This window comes from Leifsonella bigeumensis, from assembly GCF_039537265.1.
Taxonomy (GTDB): Bacteria; Actinomycetota; Actinomycetes; order Actinomycetales; family Microbacteriaceae; genus Terrimesophilobacter; species Terrimesophilobacter bigeumensis.
The window spans coordinates 215,560-232,737 of the sequence record NZ_BAABAE010000002.1; the positions used below are offsets into that span (position 1 = coordinate 215,560).

18 protein-coding genes are annotated in these 17,178 nt (G+C 67.1%); 9 read left to right on the forward strand and 9 right to left on the reverse strand.

Annotated elements, in window-relative coordinates:
- Positions 1-17: 17 nt before the first annotated feature.
- The 3 genes from ABD678_RS03970 to ABD678_RS03980 form a co-directional block, all read right to left on the reverse strand.
- A complete protein-coding gene (locus tag ABD678_RS03970) occupies positions 18-479 on the reverse strand; it encodes a cupin domain-containing protein (protein ID WP_344753931.1) in 462 nt (153 codons plus the stop codon).
- A gap of 14 nt (positions 480-493) precedes the next feature.
- Positions 494-1,105, reverse strand: coding sequence for a VOC family protein (locus ABD678_RS03975; protein WP_344753933.1), 612 nt, complete (start codon positions 1,103-1,105; stop codon positions 494-496).
- A gap of 84 nt (positions 1,106-1,189) precedes the next feature.
- Positions 1,190-1,897: a GntR family transcriptional regulator gene (locus ABD678_RS03980; RefSeq protein ID WP_344753935.1), complete on the reverse strand. Its 708-nt coding sequence runs from the start codon at positions 1,895-1,897 to the stop codon at positions 1,190-1,192.
- A 275-nt stretch (positions 1,898-2,172) separates the two neighbouring features.
- On the opposite strand from ABD678_RS03980, the gene ABD678_RS03985 reads away from it, so the two are divergent.
- The 6 genes from ABD678_RS03985 to ABD678_RS04010 are packed head-to-tail and all read left to right on the forward strand — an operon-like array spanning position 2,173 to position 8,040.
- Positions 2,173-3,426, forward strand: a complete 1,254-nt coding sequence (locus ABD678_RS03985) for an amino acid ABC transporter substrate-binding protein (RefSeq protein WP_344753937.1) — start codon at positions 2,173-2,175, stop codon at positions 3,424-3,426.
- Between the two features lie 28 nt (positions 3,427-3,454).
- On the forward strand, positions 3,455-4,195 hold the full coding sequence (locus tag ABD678_RS03990) for an ABC transporter ATP-binding protein (protein ID WP_344753939.1): 741 nt from the start codon (positions 3,455-3,457) through the stop codon (positions 4,193-4,195).
- Positions 4,192-4,932: an ABC transporter ATP-binding protein gene (locus tag ABD678_RS03995; protein WP_344753941.1), complete on the forward strand. Its 741-nt coding sequence runs from the start codon at positions 4,192-4,194 to the stop codon at positions 4,930-4,932. The genes ABD678_RS03990 and ABD678_RS03995 overlap by 4 nt, the downstream gene beginning before the upstream one ends.
- 13 nt (positions 4,933-4,945) lie before the next feature.
- Entirely contained in the window at positions 4,946-5,824 is an 879-nt protein-coding gene (locus ABD678_RS04000) for a branched-chain amino acid ABC transporter permease (RefSeq protein ID WP_344753943.1), read from the forward strand.
- Entirely contained in the window at positions 5,824-6,894 is a 1,071-nt protein-coding gene (locus tag ABD678_RS04005) for a branched-chain amino acid ABC transporter permease (protein ID WP_344753945.1), read from the forward strand. The genes ABD678_RS04000 and ABD678_RS04005 overlap by 1 nt, the downstream gene beginning before the upstream one ends.
- Positions 6,895-6,930: 36 nt before the next feature.
- Positions 6,931-8,040, forward strand: coding sequence for a LacI family DNA-binding transcriptional regulator (locus ABD678_RS04010; protein ID WP_344753947.1), 1,110 nt, complete (start codon positions 6,931-6,933; stop codon positions 8,038-8,040).
- Positions 8,041-8,061: 21 nt separating this feature from the next.
- Here the strand turns inward: ABD678_RS04010 and ABD678_RS04015 are convergent, their stop codons facing one another.
- Positions 8,062-9,114, reverse strand: coding sequence for a zinc-dependent alcohol dehydrogenase (locus tag ABD678_RS04015; protein ID WP_344753949.1), 1,053 nt, complete (start codon positions 9,112-9,114; stop codon positions 8,062-8,064).
- A complete protein-coding gene (locus ABD678_RS04020; protein WP_344753951.1) occupies positions 9,111-10,499 on the reverse strand; it encodes a M24 family metallopeptidase in 1,389 nt (462 codons plus the stop codon). Before ABD678_RS04020 ends, ABD678_RS04015 begins: the two co-directional genes overlap by 4 nt.
- A gap of 159 nt (positions 10,500-10,658) precedes the next feature.
- Between ABD678_RS04020 and ABD678_RS04025 the strand changes: the two genes are divergently transcribed.
- From ABD678_RS04025 to ABD678_RS04035, 3 genes are read left to right on the forward strand one after another with little or no spacing between them, the layout of a single operon-like run.
- Positions 10,659-11,384, forward strand: coding sequence for a helix-turn-helix domain-containing protein (locus ABD678_RS04025; RefSeq protein WP_344753953.1), 726 nt, complete (start codon positions 10,659-10,661; stop codon positions 11,382-11,384).
- A 34-nt stretch (positions 11,385-11,418) separates the two neighbouring features.
- Positions 11,419-12,654 (forward strand): M24 family metallopeptidase, encoded by a 1,236-nt coding sequence (locus ABD678_RS04030; RefSeq protein WP_344753955.1) that lies wholly within the window; start codon positions 11,419-11,421, stop codon positions 12,652-12,654.
- Positions 12,655-12,694: 40 nt separating this feature from the next.
- Positions 12,695-13,549: a cupin domain-containing protein gene (locus ABD678_RS04035; RefSeq protein WP_344753957.1), complete on the forward strand. Its 855-nt coding sequence runs from the start codon at positions 12,695-12,697 to the stop codon at positions 13,547-13,549.
- Between the two features lie 16 nt (positions 13,550-13,565).
- Here the strand turns inward: ABD678_RS04035 and ABD678_RS04040 are convergent, their stop codons facing one another.
- The 4 genes from ABD678_RS04040 to ABD678_RS04055 form a co-directional block, all read right to left on the reverse strand.
- Complete coding sequence (locus tag ABD678_RS04040; protein WP_344753959.1) at positions 13,566-14,426, reverse strand: enoyl-CoA hydratase/isomerase family protein; 861 nt, start codon at positions 14,424-14,426, stop codon at positions 13,566-13,568.
- Positions 14,427-14,494: 68 nt separating this feature from the next.
- Positions 14,495-15,871, reverse strand: a complete 1,377-nt coding sequence (locus tag ABD678_RS04045; RefSeq protein ID WP_344753961.1) for an NADP-dependent succinic semialdehyde dehydrogenase — start codon at positions 15,869-15,871, stop codon at positions 14,495-14,497.
- 41 nt (positions 15,872-15,912) lie between these two features.
- Positions 15,913-16,578 carry a GntR family transcriptional regulator gene (locus ABD678_RS04050; RefSeq protein WP_344753963.1) on the reverse strand — a complete coding sequence of 222 codons (666 nt, stop codon included), beginning with the start codon at positions 16,576-16,578 and terminating at the stop codon, positions 15,913-15,915.
- A gap of 13 nt (positions 16,579-16,591) precedes the next feature.
- Positions 16,592-17,119 (reverse strand): VOC family protein, encoded by a 528-nt coding sequence (locus ABD678_RS04055; RefSeq protein WP_344753965.1) that lies wholly within the window; start codon positions 17,117-17,119, stop codon positions 16,592-16,594.
- Positions 17,120-17,178 lie beyond the last annotated feature (59 nt).

Here is a 17,178-nt window from a genome sequence, read left to right on the forward strand (position 1 = left end):
GTTCCTTCCGCAGGGGGTTAGAGCTCGACCGCGTAGCGGGTACTGAGCTCTTCGACCCAGTGGGGAACCCCGCTGACGCCGAACGCCGCTTGGAGTCCGCTCCGGCCGGCGGTGTCATCGGCGTCGAGCTCGGAGAAGCGCTGGAAGTACTCCTCGAAGTCTCCCGGCGCGCTGATCTCGAGGAACCGCGCGGGCTCCGATCCGGCGTTCCACACCGTGTGGGGGATGTGGCGCGGTCGGACCGCGATGTCGCCGGGGCCGGCCGTCCATTCACGATCCCCGACGCGCACGCCGAGTTCACCGGAGATCACGATCGCGACCTGGTCGTGGTCGGTGTGCACGTGCGGCCAGACGAGCACGCCCGGTGCGACCGTCTGCTCGACGATGCTGAAGGCGCCGCCCACGTGGTCGGCGAGCACGCGGAAGGTCGTCGGCAGGGTGCCGACGAGGATCTCCTGGTCGGTGATCGGACCGCTCATGGGTTCGGCCGCCCTCAGTACACTTCGGGCAGGTAGATCTCGGGGATGACCGCGGGAAGGTACTCCCCGGCCAGGGCCCGCGTGTGGATCTCGGTGAAGCCGAGGCCGGCCTCTCGGGCTTCGACGAGCCGTTCCGGATCGAAGTGGGTGCCGATGGGGTTGTCGGCGAACTCGATCGAGAAGTACATCCACGACTTCGAGGCATCCCAGTCGCCGAAGGTGTCGACCTGGATCTCGACGCCGTTGCCGTCGGGGTCCGCGTAGTAGATCGACATCGTCATGCCGTGGTCGAGGGTGAGGAACGGCAGGATCCCCTCATCGCGGAGGCGGACGTAATTGTCCAGCCACTGGTCGAAGGTCGCGTACTCGAACGCGGTGTGGTGTAGCCCCGTCGTATGGGGCTTGTCGACCGGATGCTTGAGGTTCGGAGGCGACAGCAGGGCGATCCGGTGGTTGGCCTCGTCATTGCTGAGCCAGGCCCCGCCCTCGCCGTGGAAGACCGGTTCGAGTCCCGCCACCGTGCGGTACCAGTCGACCATCTCCTGGAGTCGGAGGGTCGTGAAGGTCGTGTGGTGGAAGGTGGGCGCGACGATGGGTCGGTTGGGTGCGCGGTTCTGGGACATCATGTCCTCTCCTTCGTGGGCGTGGTCCGAGCGGGGTGGTCAGTCCGATGGTAACCGTATCTTCGATTATTGCCAAAGATTTCGAAATTATACCGATCGAGTGGTCATCGCGTCGTCAGCGTCGTCGTCCACGAGGCCGGACTCGAGCAGCAGCTCGGTGGTGAGCGAGATGTGCCGTGCCAGGAGCGCCGAGGCGAGCTCGGCATCCCGGGCGATGGCGGCATCCGTGATCGCCCGATGCTCGCCGGCTATGTCGCGAGCATGCTCGTGGCCTTTCGGGACCGACCAGCGACGGTAGAGCTCTGCCGAGGCGCGCAGGTCGGCGGCGATATCGATCAGCCAGGGGTTTCCGCAGCCTCTCAGGAGGGTCTCGTGGAAGACCTGGTGCTGGGATGCCCACTCCTCGTTGATCCGGTCGGGGTCGTCGTCGGTGGTCTCGGGGCATTGCGCGAGACGGTGATGCGCGGCGAGGACCTCGGACTCCCAGACCGTGTCGCCATCGGCGATGGCCAGGCGGAAGGTCAGGGTCTCGATCTCCCGCCGTGCCGTCGTGAGGTGCACGAGGCCGCTGCGCGAGATCGCCGTCACGAAGTAGCCCTGTTGCGGTGCACTCCTGACGAGACCCTGTTCGAGCAGTCGGGAGAGCGCTTCGCGGAGCACCCCGACACTGACCTCATAGTGCTCGCAGAGCTCCGAGAACGGAAGCTTGCTCCCCGGCTGCAGTCGGCCGGTCAGGATGTCGGATCGCAGGCGGCTGAAGACCGCCTCATGCCGGGTCTTGAAGGGTTGGCCCATGTGAGGATGCTAGCAGTCGACGAAATCTTTGCGGATGTTCGAAAATCTCTATCTTTCGGTTACCATTGCGGTTCGCAGTCGGTCGCATGGAGGGTGAGAGTGAACATTTTGGGCTCATTTGTTCAGTCTGACTTGACACTTGAAGAGTGCCGTGAAACTATTCTGCAATCGAATGCACGGATCGATGCCTGGCTGTACGGGCACCGGACCCGTCTGTTCGAGACGCAATCACCCCAGCAAAGGTCGCATCACCGCGACGAACAAAGGAGTTCACGATGAAGTCCATTTCCCTTTCCAGGAAGGGAAGGCGCCTCCTGCTTGCACCGATCGGTGCCGCAGCGGCCCTCCTCCTCGCTCTCACCGGGTGTTCCCCGGATGCGGGCGGTCCATCCGATCCCGCCGACACCAGTCCCATCGTCGTCGGCGGAACGCTCGGCCTGACCGGGATCTACTCCGGTCCGTCCGCGGCGTACAAGATCACCTACGAGCACTGGGCGGATGACGTCAACAAGGCCGGCGGCATCATGGGTCGCCAGGTGGACCTCATCCTCTACGACGACGAGAGCAACCCGACCGTCGCCCAGCAGCTCTACCAGCAGCTCATCAACGAGGACGAGGTGGACATCCTCCTCGCCCCGTACACGACCGCCGTTGGTGGTGCCGTCGTTCCGATCAGCGAGCGTGCAGGCAAGCTCATGGTCAACGCCGGATTCGTCGCGAAGGAGCTCCACGGCAAGTCCGACCTCCTCGTGAGCACCTGGCCCTACCAGGAGAGCGAGTACTCGCTTCCCCTGTTCTCCTACTTCGACACGCTTCCGGACGACCAGAAGCCGAAGACCCTCGCGGTCATCACCGCCCAGAACCCGTTCACCCTCGTTGCGCGCTCGGGCGTCAACGGTGAGGGCGGTGTCGTGAACTACGCCAAGGAGCGCGGGATCGAGATCGTCGTCGACGAGGAATACGACCAGACCGCCACCGATCTGTCGAGCCTCATCCAGCGGGTCAAGCAGTCCGGCGCAGACGCCCTCGTGGCGCTGAGCCTGCCGAACGATGCCGCGCTCATCGCGAAGACCGTCTACGACAACGACTACAAGCCGGACTTCTACTGCCAGTGCGGTTCCCAGGTCACGAGCCTGCCGAACTGGCCGGACAACGGCGCTGCGGCGATCAACGTGTTCTCCACCGTCGGTACCTGGCTCACGCAGCCGAACCCCGGCCTGAAGGAGTTCGCGGACTACATCCTCGGAGAGCTCGATGTTCCGGTCCTGCCCGCCTACGCGGCCACGGCCTACGCCGCCGGTCAGGTCATCCAGCAGTCGATCGAGGGAACCAAGTCCCTCGACTCGCAGACGCTGCGTGACTACATTGGCGACAACACCTTCGACACGGTGGCCGGCAAGCTCAAGTACGCGGCCGACGGAACGGTTGACTTCGCGGCGCTCCTGGTCCAGTACCAGGACGGCGGCAACGAACTCATCTGGCCGATCGACCAGGCCACCGCTGACGCGGTGATTCCGTACCGGAACTGAGTTCGAGTCCGAAGAGGAGGTTGAGTGAATGACGTCGGTCATTGAAACCCAGTCGCTTGCCAAGAGTTTTGGCGGGATGACGGCGGTCGACAACACGTCGTTCGAGATCGAGTCGGCGACCATCGTCGGCCTGATCGGGCCCAACGGCTCGGGAAAGACGACAACACTCAACCTCCTCAACGGCGCGATCTCCCCGGACAGCGGTTCGATCCGAGTCCAGGGCACCGAACTCGCCGGCAAGTCGAGCACATCCTTCGTCAGGGCGGGGGTGACCCGGACGTTCCAGAATCCGCGGGTCTTCACGACCATCACCGCGATCGAGAACCTCCTGGTCCCCGTCCTGCACAGCAAGGGGCGTGGGTCGAAGTGGACCGAGAAGGCGGAGGAGCTCCTCTCCTTCGTCGGGCTCCTCGGTCACCGGGACACCCCGGCGAGCGAGCTGTCCGGCGGGCAGCAGAAGCTGCTCGAGTTCGTCCGCGCTCTCATGACGGACCCGCACATCGTCCTCATGGACGAGCCGTTCGCGGGCGTCCACCCGAGCGTCAAGGAAGTGATGCGCGAGCGCATCATCGAGAAGAACAAGCAAGGAACGGCCTTCCTCATTGTGAGCCATGAGATCCCCGACCTCACCCGCCTGTGCTCCGACATCATCTGCATGTCGGACGGCGAGGTCATCGCCTCCGGAACGCCGGCCGATGTGACCTCCCACCCGCGCGTCATCGAGGCCTACCTCGGGCACGGCCCGGCCGCGAGGGGGGAACGCGGATGACCGCCACCGACGGGACCGCTCCCGAACTCAGGCTCAACGGCGTCACCGCCGGATACTTCGCCAACGACATCGTCCTCGACGACGTCAGCATGCGCATCGAGCCGGCCAAGGTCACGGTCGTCCTCGGGCCGAACGGCTCGGGCAAGTCGACGGCGCTCCGGATCATGTCCGGGTTCCTCAAGCCCCGCACCGGGACGGTCACGCTCGCCGGCGAAGACATCTCCCACCTCGATCCCGGCGAGCGATTGAGCCGCGGCATCGCGGTCCTGCCACAGGGCCGGTCCGTCTTCCCCGAACTCACGGTGCTCGACAACCTTCGCCTCGGCGCATGGCAGCTCCGCTCGGACCGCGGCGCCTTCCAGGCGGCGGTCGACGCGATGCTCGACCGCTACGAGGTTCTCAAGCCCCTTCGGATGCGCATCGCCGGCAGCCTGAGCGGTGGCCAGGCGCGCATGCTCGAGTTCGCGCGCACCCTCATCCTGCAGCCGAGCGTGCTCCTCATCGACGAGCCGTCGGTCGGACTGGCGCCGGTTCTCGTGGACGGGGTCTACGACGAGCTGGAGCGGCTGAAGGACGAGGGCCGCACCATCCTGCTCGTCGACCAGAACGTCCAGGCCGCCGTCGGTCTCGCCGACCAGGTCTACACGCTCGCCTACGGCAAGAACCACCTCGAAGGCGCACGCGATGGCTTCGAGGGGCAACTCGACGACCTGATCAAGCAATGGCTCAACCTGTGAATCGGATGCCCTCATGACCTTCATCGACCTCCTCCAGTCCCTCGTCAACGGGGCACTGCTCGGCGGCGTCTACGGCGGACTCGCGGTCGGCCTCAGCCTGCTGCTCGGAGTGCTGCGCATCGTCAACCTCGCACACAGCGCGGTGCTCATGTTCAGCGGGCTGCTCTACTGGCAGCTCGTGAGCGGATACGGGTTCGACCCGCTGCTCATGATCATCCCGGTCGTGGCGATCGCCTACTTCTTCGGGCTCGGAGTCCATCGGGGGATCGCGCAGTACATCGCTCGAGAGAGCGACACGACCGTCATCCTCGCCTTCTTCGGACTCATGGTCATCCTCGAGTCCATCGCGATCATGATCTGGAAGACCGACCCGCGAACGCTCAACCTCGGCTATCTCGACGGGGTCGTCGATCTCGGACCCATCAACATCCCGATCTCCCGGATCGTGGCCGCCGTCATCACCTTCGCGGTGCTGATCGCCCTCCACATCTTCCTCACCCGCACCCTCACCGGTTCCGCGATCAGGGGGATGGCCCAGAACCGCGATGTCGCCGAGATGGCGGGCATCAATGTCAACAAGCTCTCACGGCGCGTCTTCGCGGTGGGCATCGCGCTCGCTGCCTTCGGCGGGACCGTTCTCGGGCTCGTCTCGACACTCGCCCCGCAGGAGCACATGAGGTGGCTCGCCTGGGCCTTCCTCGTCGTCATCCTCGGTGGCCTCGGCTCCGTCATGCGCACGCTCGTCGCCGGTGTCGCCGTCGGAATCTTCGAGACCGTCGTCGGGCTCCTCATCCCGTTCCAATTCACCTACCTCGCCCTCTACGCACTCCTCGCTGTGGTTCTCCTGATCCGCAACGAAGGGCTCGGCAGCATCAAGCAAAGGACCCTCTGATGGCCCGTACCTCGGAATCGTCCCCGCAGAAGGGGGCCGCCCCGACCGACGACATCGCCCTCGGCCAGGCGCGGGCATCCAGTGCCGGCGTCCGGAGGGCCCCGTGGTGGCTCACCCCGCTCATCGGGCTCGTGATCTTCGCGTGCTTCGCTCCGCTCGGATTCACCCTTGGACTCGGCGTCGTCACGACCCTCACGACCGTGCTCATGTACACCGTGATCGCCCAGGGCTGGAACCTGCTGGGCGGTTACGGCGGATACCTGAACTTCGGTGCCGCCGTGTTCTTCGGTGCGGGCGCCTACACGGCCGGCTACCTCAACAGCGAGTTCGGCTGGAACGTCTGGCAGACGATGATCCCCGCCGCGGTCGCAGCGCTCGTCGTCTCGGTCATCGTCGGATATGCGACTCTTCGACTGCGCAGCCACTACTTCGCGATCTTCACGCTCGTCCTGACCTTCCTCGCGATGGTCGTCGTCAAGAACTGGCCGGCGCTCGGCGGTGCGGTCGGCCTCTTCGTGGATGTCGAAGGCGACTTCAACTCCCGCGGCCTCGCCCAGTACTTCTACTACCTCATGTTCGGGCTCGCCGTCCTGGCGACCCTCGTCGCGTACTTCGTCGAGCACTCCAACTTCGGCTACGCCCTTCGGGCCATCAGTGAGGACGAGCCGGCGGCCCAGGTGCTGGGCGTCAAGACGACCTCCGTCAAGCTCCAGGCCCTCGTGCTCGGGGCCGCGATCGGCGGGCTCGCCGGTGCGGTCTACGCCTTCATGACCGGCTACATCGAGCCGACCGGCACGTTCAGCCTCGACCTGGCACTCGACATCGTGCTCGTCTGCGTCATAGGCGGGATGCGCTCGTGGCTCGGGCCGCTCGTCGGGTCGATCATCGTCGTAACGCTCGAGCAGTGGCTGCGCATCATCGTCCCGAAGCTCGACCTCTTCGGATTCTCCATCCCGTCGGAGACCAACCGTCTGGTCCTCGGCATCCTTCTGCTCGTCTTTGCCCTCTTCATCCGTCGTGGAGTCGTCGGCCTGTTCTCCCGTCGGCGAGGCCGCGTCGTGAGTGTCTAGGCTCGGGCTTCGGCAGTTCTGCTCAGGGGAGGCGCGGTGATCGGCGAGGGCGCAGACGCACGCGACGGCATCCGGACGGCCCTCCGTTCGCCGGTCAGCCTCATCACGGCGAAGGATGTCGCGCGCGAGGCGGGTGTCCACCCGTCGACGGTGAGCAGAAGCCTCGACCCCGAGCAGATGGCCCGGGTCAAGACCGAGACGCGGCTGCGCGTCCAGGAGGCCGCAGGGCGCCTGGGCTACCGGCCCGACCTCACCGCGAGCAGCCTGCGACGGCAACGGACGATGACGATCGGCGTCCTCATCCCGAGCTTCGGCAACCCGATCTACGGCGACCTCATCCACGGGATCAACGCCGAGCTGGAGCCCCACGGCTACCAGGGGCTCATGATCGAGACCCCGGATGGGTCGGACCGTCTGTCTCCGGCCCTCGAGACCCTGCGCGGCCGTCGTGTCGACGGCATCATCTGCGCGACGAGCCGATCGGAGGATCGGCAGGTGCTCCGCGACCTCGTCGACTCCGGGATGCCGGTCGTGCTCACACTTCGCTGGCTTGCGGGCCTGGCGATCGCCAGGGTCGTCAACGACGACCGTCTCGGCGGGTTCCTGGCCGGGCAGCACCTCGTGTCACTCGGGCACCGGAGGATGCTCGAGATCCCGGGTTCCGAGGACATCGAGACTTTCGCCGACCGATCCCGGGGTTTCCGCGACGGTCTCGCCGCCGCCGCCCTCACGCCGATCAGGCACGGCGAGCGGACGACGACCCCGGATGTGAGCGAGGGGCGCAGGGTGATGGCCAATCTCCTGGCCTCGGGAGTCATGGACGGGGTGACCGCGGTGTTCGCCCAGAACGACCTCCTGGGGATCGGGGCGATCGAGGCGCTTCGTTCGGCGGGCCTGCAGTGCCCGGAGGACGTCTCCGTCATGGGGTTCAACGACAGCCCTCTCGTCGACCACCTCGACCCGGCGCTCTCAACGATCGCCATGCCCATGGTGGAGATGGGGATGCGCGCCGGCCGGGAGATCCTGCGGGCGGTGAACGGCCAGGACACCGAGCACGACGTCGTGACCGTGAGGCCCACCCTCGTCCCGCGGGCGTCGACCTCTGCGCCGGCGCAGGCAGCTCGGCCGGCAGCGCCGGCGGACTGAGCCGAGCGTCGTGGTCCTGCCTCAGCGGGTGGGGTCGAGCAGCACCTTCCCCTGGACCTTCCCGGTGGCGAGTTCGTCGAGCGCAGCCGCGACCTCGGAGAGCGGCCGGACCGAGTCGAGCATCTCCGCGCCGAGATTCGTCGTCGCGAGGATCTCGATGGCGGTCGGGATGTCGTCCGGCGTCACGAGCGCGTTCGTCGAGTCGATCGTGATCTCGCGGAGGACGAAGTCGTGCGGGTCGAGCGCCTGCGGTGCGGCGGACAGGCCGACGGCGAGGAGACGGCCTCCCGTACGGGTGTATGCCAGCCCCTTGACGAGTAGTCCCGGTGCACCGGATGCCTCGATGACGACGTCGTAGTGCCGCGCGACCGGTGTTGCATCCGTGCTGAGGTCGACCGTCGAGTCGGCACCGAGACGCAGCGCTCTCTCGAGCTTCACGGGGTCGATGTCCGCGACGGTGATCTCGACATCCGGGACGAGGTGTCGCAGGCCGGCGAGCACGAAGCTGCCGATCGCACCCGCACCGGTGATCAGCACCCGGTCGCCGGCCACGGCTCCCGAGCGTCGTGCGGCGTGCAGGCCGACGGCCAGAGGCTGGGTGAGGCCCGCAGCATCCAGGTCCATCCCTTCGGGCGTCGGGACCCAGTAGCGCGCGGGCCCCGCCACGTATTCGGCATGACCCCCGTTCGCATTGAGCCCGAGCGTGTAGAGCCTCTCGCAGACGTTGATGCGTCCGGCGCGACAGGTCTTGCACTCGCCGCAGGCGACCTGGGCGCCGCTGGCGACGATCATGCCCGGCTCGAGTCCGCTCCCCTCGGGGGCGCTGACCACTTCCCCCAGCATCTCGTGCCCGGGGATGGTCGGTCCCTTGTGGTGGGAGTGCGGATGCTCCTGGTTGAGCGGGATCATGACCGGTCCGGCCACCCACTCGGTCACGTCGGTGCCGCACAGCCCGGAGCGGAGCACGCGCACGAGCACGTCGTCCTCGCCCGCAACGGGGACGGGGACCTCCTCGATCCGGATGTCGCGGGGGCCGTGGTAGACGGCGGCCCGCATGGTCGCCGGAACGGTCACGCCGTCGTTCCGGAGGCCGCGTCGGCGCGGTGGGTGAAACCGGGCTGGATGAGGTTCATCGGGCCGTCGATCGTGAAGTAGCGGTGCCCGCCGGCGACCATGAGGTCCTGGGCCGGGAACTTCGTGATGACCTCGCAGCCGAACTCGGTGACGACGAGCTCCTCCTCGATGCGTGCGGCGCCCACGCCGTCCGCGGAGGGCCAGTAGGTCTCGAGCGCGAAGACCATCCCCACTTCGAGCACTTCGGGGTTGTCGAAGGAGACGAGCCGGGAGAAGATCGGCTTCTCCCAGATCGACAGCCCGACGCCGTGGCCGTACTGCAGGGCGAAGGCGGCCTCCTCGTCGGGAAACCCGAACTCCTCGGCCTTCGGCCAGACGGCGACGATGTCCGCTGTCGTCGCCCCTGGTCGCACGAGCGCGATCGCCCGGTCCATGTACTCGCGGGCTCGCACGTAGGCGTCGCGCTGCGCGCTCGTCGCCGAGCCGACCGCGAAGGTGCGGTAGTAGCAGGTGCGATAGCCGTTGAAGCTGTGCAGGATGTCGAAGAACGCGGGGTCTCCCGGCCGGATGATGCGGTCGGAGTAGACGTGCGGATGCGGGGAGCAGCGCTCGCCGGAGATCGCGTTGACCCCCTCGACGTATTCGGATCCGAGGTCGTACAACGTCTTGGAGACGAGGCCGACGGTCTCGTTCTCGCGCACGCCCGGGCGGAGGAACTCGTACAGGTTCTCGTAGGCGGCGTCCACCATCGACGCCGCCGAGGTGAGGAGTGAGATCTCGTCCTGGGTCTTGATGCGACGGGCCTCTAGGAAGACCTGTTGTCCGTCGACGACGGTGATGCCCGCGTTCTGGAGCGCGGCGAGCACCGGCATCTCCACGAGGTCGACCCCGAGCGGTTCGCCGAGCACGCCGAACTTGTCGAGTTCGCGCCGGATCTTCGCGGCGAGTTCCTCGGCGATCCCGGCGTCCGGATGGAACGCGCCACGCAGCACGGAGATGCCGGCGCGCGCCCCGGACTCGGCGCGGGGGCGGGGAGCGTCGTGGTGAGGGGCGTGCGGGTCGGCGTCCGCCTCCATGTGCGTGTGGCCGAGCCAGGGGTTGTAGAGCTGGTGGTGCTTCGCCGCGGAGCCGAAGTCCCAGGAGATCGGGTCGGAGTTGCGGGTGATGAGCGCGAAGCGGATGAGCTTGTCCATCGCCCAGGTCCCGATGTGGGTCGCGGTCATGTAGCGGATGTTGCCGAAATCGAAGGCGAGGAGGGCGCCGAGGTCGGACTCCTCGAGCTTCTTCCTGAGGCGAGCGAGACGCTCGTCCCTCAGTCGATCGAAGTTGACGCGGGCTTCCCAGTCGACCCCCATGGTGCCGACCGTCGCGGTGCTGATGTCCATGTTCTGCTCTTCGTCCTCCAGGGCGGCAACGATGCCGCCTGTCGTAATGTTCAGTCTTACTGTACACTCATGAACATTAGTCTCGCTACCGGGATGCGGCATCCGCTACCCTCCGAAGGGAAGCGTCGCGAACCACTGAATAGTCGAGTGAGAGAGAACATGGAACACCTCGGAGAAGCCATCCGTGAGGCACGGAAGAAGAAGGGTCTCAGCCTGCGCAGCGTTGCCGCATCCGCCGAGATCTCGCCCAGTCTGCTCTCCCAGGTCGAGACCGGGAAGACGAACCCCTCGGTCGGGACGCTCTACGCGCTCGTGAACGTTCTCAACGTCTCCATCGATGAGCTCGTCAGTGGCAACCACCCCCTCGAGGCCGGTCCCGCCCGGACCGAGCCGACGGGGAGCATCGTCGTCACCACCGGACCCCCCGTCCAGCGACGCGAGGACAACCCGACCATCGTCATGGAGAACGGCGTGACCTGGGAGCGTCTCGCCGTGGACGGCTCCGGCACGATCGACTCCCTCATCACCACCTATTCCCCCGGGGGGTCGAGCTCCGTCGAGGGGAAGCTCATGCGCCACTCGGGAATCGAGTACGGGCTGCTGCTCGAGGGCGAGCTGACCCTCAGGCTCGACTTCGAGACCTACGTCCTTCGCGCAGGCGACTCGCTCTGCTTCGACTCGCTGCGGCCGCACCTCTATGAGAACCGCACCGACTCGGTCGCGCGAGGGCTGTGGTTCGTCGTGGGCCGCTCGCGCGACGGCGACTCCTCACCCGATGGGCACGGGGCCATGCCTGCTGGCGGCTTCCCGATGAACTCCGCGGTGGATGTGCTCGGCCTCCTCGGGCGCATGCCCGTCGCGGCCACGCCGACCCAGCAGCAATAGAACCGACATCCAGGAGCAATAGAAGTTGAGTACCGTGAAGCCGATCCCCTCGCCGGGGCACATGGGTGTGGACTATGAGGCCAGGGTCGACTTCGATCGCCTGCGCGACTATCGCATCTCCCGCGCCAAGGCGGCACTGGCCTCGAGCGACTGCGGAGCGTTCCTGCTGTTCGACTTCTACAACATCCGGTACACCACCTCGACCTGGATCGGCGGGGCTCTCGGCGACAAGATGATCCGCTACGCGCTCGTGACCCGGGACAGCGACCCGATCCTCTGGGACTTCGGCTCGGCCGTCAAACACCACCGGCTGCACTCGAAGTGGTTCCCCGAAGAGAACTGGCGCGCGGGATTCCTCGGATTCCGCGGAGCCGTCGCCCCGGATGCCGGCCTCATGCGCTCCGCCATCACCGAGATCAAGGCCATCCTCACTGAGGCGGGCGTCGCCGACGCGCCGGTCGGCGTCGACATCGTCGAGCCGCCGTTCCTGTTCGAGATGCAGCGACAGGGACTGACCGTCGCCGACGCCCAGCAGTACATGCTCGACGCCCGCGTCATCAAGTCGCAGGACGAGATCATCCTGCTCAACCAGGCGGCGGCGATGGTCGACGGCGTCTACCAGGACATCGTCGATGTGCTGAAGCCCGGCATCCGCGAGAACGAGATCGTGGCCCTCGCCAACAAGCGCCTGTACGAGCTCGGCTCCGACCAGGTCGAGGCGATCAACGCGATCTCCGGGGAGCGCTGCAACCCCCACCCGCACAACTTCACCGACCGGATCATCCGGCCCGGCGACCAGGCGTTCTTCGACATCATCCACTCGTTCAACGGATACCGCACCTGCTACTACCGCACCTTCTCGGTCGGCTCGGCGACCACCCCGCAGCGCGATGCCTACAAGCAGGCCAGGGAATGGATGGACAAGGGGATCGACGGTATTCGCGCGGGCATCGGCACCGACCAGGTCGCCGCGCTGCTGCCGAAGGCGACCGACTTCGGGTTCGAGAGCGAGATGGACGCCTTCGGCCTCCAGTTCGCCCACGGGCTGGGCCTCGGCCTCCACGAGCGCCCGATCATCTCCCGGCTCAACAGCATGGAGAACCCGGTCGAGCTGCAGGTGGGAATGGTCTTCGCACTCGAGACCTACTGCCCGGCCTCGGACGGCGTCTCCGCCGCGCGCATCGAAGAGGAGATCGTCGTCACCGAGAACGGGCCGGAGGTTCTGACCCGGTTCCCGGCGCAGGACCTGTTCATCGCCAACGAGTACTGACGCCGACCGGACGACACGAAGCAAGGGGAGGACCTGCAGCATGGCCTATCGAGTGGTGAAGCGCGCCGACGTCGAGTACCGGGAGGTGGAGGGCGCCGAGGGGTTCACGAGCGCCACCCTCGTGGGCTCGGGCACGGGTTCCGTTCACATGGAGCTCTCGCTCTGCCGGCTGGAGCCGGGGGCGTCCTCGCCGGCCCTCCTGCACGCCTTCGAGGAGTCCTGGTACATCCTCGACGGGGCCGGCACCGCATCCGTCGCCGACCTCACCTTCGACGTCACCGTCGGCTCGTTCGGGCTGACCCCGGTCGCGCACCCCGAGCGGATGACCGCCGGCGAGGCCGGACTGACCTGGCTGCGGATGCGTGCGCCCCAGCCCCGTTCGGCCGACCCGAAGCACGGCGACCTGCCGGCATCCGACTGGCAGCCCTCGACGCACCGGCGCCTGCCGTCGGAGACCGATCCGTACTCGCGCTGGACGGGACAGTTCCGGGAGAGCGACATGGGTGCGAAGGGTCCCCTTGCGATGCCCGGCTACCACGGCCCGAACATCAAGAGCATCTTCGTGCGGATGCTCGTCGACGAGCTCCTCGGCGCGGAGCAGCACACCCTCTTCGTGGTGGAGTTCGGCCCGCGGGACCCGAGCGCGCAGTTCGCGAAGGAGCACTACCACCCCTTCGAGGAGGCCTACTACCTGCTCACCGGCTCAGCCCGCGGAACGCTCGACGGCGAGATCGTGGACGTCGAGGCCGGCGACCTGGTCTGGACGAGCGTCAACGCGACGCACGGCTTCCTCACGACGAGCGATGAGCCGCTGCGCTGGCTCGAGGTCCAGGCTCCGAAGCCGCCGGCCTCCCACGGGTTCTATTTCCCGTCGGACTGGGACTGCCTCAGCTGAAGAACGGAAGCCTCGGTCAGTCGAAGCTGTTCTTCCGCCCCTGCCGCACGTAGTCGCCGGAGGAGGCGATGTGCTCGCGGCTGTGCACGGCGGCCCCCTTGGCGAGGTGCCCGAACATCTGGATGCCGAAACCGCCGTCGAGGTCGTCGACGATGCGCTTCTTCCACGGCCTGCGCACGATCTGAGTGCTCAGCCTGCGCACCGTGCGATGCTGGGACATGATGTGGTCGGCGAGCTTGTACGCCCGCGCAATGAGCTCGTCCTGCGGCAGGATCTCGTTGACGAGGCCGTAATCGAGGGCCGTCTCCGCGTCGAAGGACTCCCCGGTCAGGAGCGCGTAGGCCGCGCGTTTCACGCCGAGCAGTTCGATGAACGCACTGTGGATGCCGTCGCCCGGCACCGAGCTGATCCCGAGGTGCAGGTCGTAGATGCGCGCCGTCTCGCTCATGAGGGTGATGTCGCACATCAGCAGGATCTCGGAGTGGAACCCCGACCCGTTGAAGATCCCGATGGTCGGGATCTCCAGGTCGTTGACCATGGAGCTGACGTTGGTGCGGCCGTCCTTGTAGGCGTACTCGTAGGCCCAGTACTCGTTGTCGGCGGCCTCGAGCTCGAAGCCGGTCGGGTCCGAGTCCATCATGAACTCGTCGCCGGAGCCGGTGATGATGAGCAGCTCGTTCTCCGGGTCCGCGCCGACCGTCTTGAGGAACTGGCCGAGCGCCCGGTGGTTCTGGACGCTCAGCTGGACCGGCCCTCCGAGAGTGTGCGCCTTCGCGAGGAGGACGCCGTCCTCCCGCCGGGTGAGCTCGAAGAAGTCCTTGAACGTCTCCTTGTACTCGTCGAACTTCGGGGTGGGGATGAACTCCTGCAGTGACATGCGTTGCCTCCTTGCAACTGGGGGTGATCGGCCGTGGTGAGAGTGGTCGGATGTCGTGGCGCGCCCGTTCAGGCCTTCCACACGGTCTTGAGGTTGCAGAACTCCCGGATGCCCGCGGCCGCGAGCTCCCGCCCGTAGCCGGAATCCTTGATCCCGCCGAAGGGCAGCTCCGGGTACGAGACGGTCATGCCGTTCACGAAGACGGCTCCGGCGTCGAGTGCTGCGGTGACGCGCTGCTCCTCGGCCTGGTCGTTCGTCCAGATCGAAGAGCTGAGGCCGAAGGTCGTCGAATTGGCCAGGGCGACGGCCTCGTCGGCGTCGGCGACGCGGTACACGGTCGCCACGGGACCGAAGGCCTCCTCCGCATACAGCCGCATCGACGGCGTGACGCCCTCGAGCACCGTCGGGCGGTAGTACCAGCCCTGGCCTCCGACGGCCGATCCACCGACGCGGGCGGTGGCGCCCTTCGTGACGGCGTCGTCGACGAGGCCGGCGAGTTCGTTCAGGCCGGCGCTCGTGGCGAGCGGACCGACCTGGGTGGCCTCGTCGAGGGGATCGCCGACGACGAGGGCGGCCATTCGCTCGCTGAACGCGCTGACGAACTCGTCGTAGACATCCGCGTGGACGATGAAGCGCTTGCCCGCGATGCAGGACTGACCGTTGTTGTTGACGCGGGCCGTGACCGCCGTCTCGGCGGCCTTCGCGACGTCGGCACTCGCGAGCACGATGAACGGGTCGGATCCGCCGAGTTCCAGCACGGCCTTCTTGATGTGGCTGCCGGCGATCGACGCAACCGAGCGGCCGGCGGGCTCCGACCCGGTGAGGGTCACCGCCTTCACCCGACGGTCGGCGATGACGTCCGCGACCGCGGCGGATCCGATGAGCAGGGTGCGGAAGGACCCGAGGGGGAAGCCGCCGCGCTCGAACAGGGTGTCGAGGTAGTTCGCCGCCTGAGGGACGTTCGAGGCATGCTTGAGCACGCCGGTGTTCCCGGCCATGAGGGCCGGCGCGGCGAAGCGGATGACCTGCCACAGGGGGTAGTTCCACGGCATGACGGCGAGCACGACGCCGAGGGGCTCGTAGCGCGTCCAGGCGCTCGACGCCCCGACGCTCCCGGGGTCTCCGAGCGGCTCGTCGGCGAGGAACTCCTCGGCGCGCTCGGCGTAGAAGCGCATGTTCTTCGCGCACTTCTGCACCTCGCCCCGCGACTGGGCGATCGGCTTGCCCATCTCGACGGTGAGCATCCGGGCGACCTCGTCGAGCTCGGACTCGAGGATGTCGGCGGCCGCCCGCATCCAGGCGCCCCGCGTCGCGAAGTCGGTGAGCCGGAGGGCGCGCGCTGCGGCATCCGCCTCGGCGATGCGGCGCTCCGTCTCCGCCGCGTCGTGCGGGGTGAACTCCGCTTCGGTGATCCCGGTGGCGGGGTTGACTGTGGCGATCGACATGATCGCTCCTTTCCTGGGGCGTCTGGTGGCCTGGCTGGTGCTTACTGCTCGGTGAATTCGAACACTTCGGGATGCTGCGCGAGCTGCAGCCTCGTGCGGCGGATGTGCGCCTCGAGCACGTGCTCGGCGCCGTCGGCGTCACCGTCCCGGAGAGTGGTGGTGAGCAGGTGGTGCTCGTCGTGCACGATTCGCCGCCGATCGTCGTCGAGGGAGGTCGTGTAGGCGCGACGGTAGTGCTGGGTCGAGTTCCACAGACGGTGCACGAGGTCGCCGATGAGCGACGTGCCCGATCCTTCGTAGGACAGGAGGTGGAACTCGCGGTCGAGCAGCAGGAACTCCTCGACGTCCCCGGTGGCCTCCATGCGGGCGGCGAGGGCCGAGAGCTCGTCGACCCGGTCATCCGGGTAGTGGGGGATGGCGTAGCGCAGCAGCAGCGGCTCGATCCGTTCGCGCGTCTGGTAGATCTCGACGCACTCCTCGAGTGTCAGCCTCGACACCCAGGCGCCCGTGTTGGCCACGAGAGTGACGAGCCCGTCGGATTCGAGGCTGCGCAGGGCCTCGCGCACCGGAAGCCGGCTCGCCCCGAAGCGCGCCGCGACATCCTCCTGCCGGATGCGGGCGCCGGGGGCCAGCCGTCCGCCGAGAATGTCGGCACGGATGCTGTCGGCGATGCGGGCGCTCGCGGCGCCGTCGCGGGTCACGGTCATCGGATGTCGCTCGCTAGCGGTCCGGGTGCGCGGGGTGCCAGAGGAGCACGGCGGCGTCCTTCTCGTAGGCCTTGCCGTTCGGGAAGCTCACGAGCTCGAACTGCATGCCCCAGGGGGAGAGGAAGTACACCCATCGCTGGCCGTCGCTCGCGTTGCGGCTCTCGGTCGGCTCGCCGAGTACCCGGATGCCCTTCGAGCGCAGGTAGCCCACGGCGGCGTCGAGGTCGTCGACGTAGAAGGCGAGGTGGTGACCGCCGAGGTCGCTGTTGCGCGGCTGCGGGGACTGGCCGTCGGCCGCCTCGAACTGGAACACCTCGAAGTTCGGCCCGGTCCTGCAGCGGTAGAAGTTGAGCTTGCGCATGACGGTGCGCGGATGCACGTCCAGGTGTTCGAGCATCCAGTCGCCCTCCGCGTGTTCGAAGGGTCCGAGGGAGTAGATGCGATCGCATCCGATGGTGTTGACGAAGAAGTCGTCGGCCTCGTCGAGGTCGGGCACGGTGAACCCGATGTGCTCGGTGCCGCGGAGCCCTGGAAGGGCCATAAGAAGATCTCCCGCCTGTTTCTCACAACTCTGTGCTGATCGTGGTCACGGTCATTGTC